Source organism: Prevotella sp. MGM1, from assembly GCF_002933775.1.
Classification (GTDB): domain Bacteria; phylum Bacteroidota; class Bacteroidia; order Bacteroidales; family Bacteroidaceae; genus Prevotella.
On the sequence record NZ_BEWV01000009.1, the window covers coordinates 1 to 2,759 of the forward strand.

1 protein-coding gene is annotated in these 2,759 nt (G+C 58.4%); it reads left to right on the plus strand.

The features are described 5' to 3' along the window. Positions 1–43 precede the first annotated feature (43 nt). Complete coding sequence (locus MoGM_RS00080) at positions 44–2,590, plus strand: ATP-binding protein (RefSeq protein WP_104368239.1); 2,547 nt, start codon at positions 44–46, stop codon at positions 2,588–2,590. Positions 2,591–2,759: the final 169 nt, after the last annotated feature.

Sequence of the window (2,759 nt, forward strand, 5' to 3'; positions counted from 1 at the left end):
CATTATAAGTGAAACCATCTTCATATAGCAATAAACATACATCATGAGGCGAAATTGGGGCATACCTTTTAAAGTGGCGGTCGGCTACGTGTTTTTAATCGTGCTGCTCGGCGTTGCCGTGTGGCTGATATTCCGGTACACCCGCACGGCAGTGCGTCTGTCGGAGGTGGAGCGGTCGGTTTCCGTGCGGTGGAATGCCGTCAACCGCCTTGTGAGCGGCATTTTCGAGGTTGACAATATGGAGCGTGCCGTGTGCATGGGCTATACCGACGTTACGGCCGATTACTCGCGTGCCGTCGATCGTGCGCTGGCCTGTGCCGACAGTGTGGCCGCCCTGCTTGGCGAGCCTGGACAGAAAGCCCGTGTGGATACGTTGAAGATGCTCCTTGCCGGCAAGCGCGACAACACGCTGAGACTGGCGTCGATGCTGAGCGACAACCGCCGTGCCCGCCTTTACGAACAGACCGTCGAGCGGTTGCGCAGCGGCCGCGACTCGGTTGTGGTCAGTTCGCACGATTCCGCCGCCGTCGGCGAGAAGCAGGTGACTTATGTCGTCGAGAAGACCGGCCGCACGTTTTTCGACCGTCTGGCCGACGCTTTCCGCCGTTCGCGTTCCGATACCACAGCCGTCCGTGTGGATACCGTCCGCAGCGAAGCCGACAGCGTCCGCCGGCGGATAAACGTGGGTAGCGACGTGGCGGACGTGCTTACCGATATCGGCCGTCGTGAGGAGCAGCGCAGGCGCCATCGACGCAGCCGTTACCGTGAGAGCGCCGAGGCTCTTCAAGCCGACGGGATGGAGCTTACCCTGCGCACCGAACAGATAATGACAAGCATAACGGCCGGTGAGCAGCGGTGGATTCAAAGTGAGGCGGCGCGTGATGCCGACCTGCGTGATGTCACGGTGATTAAAATCGGCGGCCTGGCCGTCGTCGCGCTCATTGCCGCTGTGATAATGTTGTTCCTCGTATGGCGCGACAACAACCGCGCGGCGCTCTACCGTCGCGGTCTCGAACATGCCCGTCGGCATGCCGAGCAGTTGCTTTCGCAGCGCGAACGTCTTTTGCTTACTATCACACACGACATCAAGTCGCCTGTGGCCGCCATATCCGGGTTTGTCGAACTGCTCCGGCCGCATGTCGGCGATGGCAAGGCCGGCCGCTATCTGCATAATATCGACAGTTCTGCCCGTCATCTGCTGCGCCTTGTCGGGGCGCTGCTCGACTATCATCTTCTCGAACAGGGGCGCATTGAGGTGAGCGAGGTCAGTTTCTCCCCGTCGCGGCTGATGGCCGAGTGTACCGACAGCTTCCGTCCGAGGGCCGCTGAGAAAGGACTGTCTCTCGGCTATGAATATTCCGGCGGCGATGCCGTCCTATGCCGTGGCGATGCTTTCCGCATACGCCAGATTGCCGAAAACCTTATCGGCAATGCCCTGAAATATACCGACAGCGGCAGCGTTTCGGTGTCTGTATCGTTGCGAGATGAGACCCTTTGCATCGCCGTTTCCGACACTGGACAGGGCATGACCGAGGAGGAGAGCGGCCGCATATTCCGTGCTTTCACCCGTCTGCCAGGCGCACAAGGCATAGACGGGGTGGGGCTTGGTCTCTCCATTACCCGCGAGCTGGTGTCTTTGCTTGGAGGCGATATCACGCTCGACACCGCCCCGGGCCGCGGAAGCACGTTTACCGTCACTCTGCCCGTCGCCATTGCCGGTCAGGAGATAGTGGTGCCCGATGCCGGCAGCCAGCCTGCCGTGCACGGACAGAGAGCAAGCCATATTCCTGCTGGGACCGTGCAATCCGGCGATAGGGAAGGCCTGCCGCCCGCCGATGCCGGCAAATCATGCACCGACGGACCAGTCACGGCGGATAACTTACCTTGCGGCAGTCTGCGAATAGTGGTTATCGACGATGACCGGTTGCAGTTGCGGCTTGTCGGCGAGCTGCTTTCGTCATTGAATACCGGATCATGGCAAGTGGACATGTATACTCGTCCCGACGACCTTATGACCCGTCTCGACGGGCATGGAGCCGACCTTCTGCTCACGGATATAGAGATGCCGGCCATGAGCGGGTTCGACCTTGTGGCCCGTTTGGCCGGCCGTCGTGTGCCGGTGGTGGCCATGACGGCGCACGACGGCATTGCCGAGGCCGATTTCCTGAAAGCCGGTTTTGCCGCACGGCTGTCAAAGCCGGTCACTGTCGGCGCTCTCGCCGATGTGATAAGCCGTGTCACGGGTGTTACGGTCGGTCATCAGTCGCCGTCGGTCAATCCCTTTGCCGCCCTCACGGCCTTTGCCGACGGCGATCCTGAGGCCGAGCGGTCAATACTGCGTGAGTTCAGGGAACAGACCGTAAGGAATATCGAAGCCATGCGTCGGGCGATGGAGACGTCAGATATTGCCGCTGCCGCATCCCTTGCGCATAAGCTCACTCCTGTGTATACCATGCTCTCGTCGCCTGTCGTTCCACGTCTTCGTGCCCTCTCTGCCGCCCGCAACGGAGATGTGCCTCTTGCCGTTTGCATGGAGCATTGCCGTGAGATTATCGCCGAAATGGAAAGGATTTTAAAGGTAAAAAAGTAAAAGGGTAAAAAGGTAAAAAAGCCGTGCGGGTAGGTCAGTAATTGTATTTTGCACTTCCATTATATACTTCTTATTCCTGTTTTTACATTGGTAAAATCTATCCGCACGGCTTTTTTACCTTTTTACCCTTTTACCTTTTTACTTTTAAAAGTTGCGTTATTCACACTAA

Excerpts from the sequence above, each read along its gene's own strand:
- MoGM_RS00080 (WP_104368239.1), top strand. The coding sequence starts at position 44 with ATGAGGCGAAATTGGGGCATACCTTTTAAAGTGGCGGTCGGCTACGTG.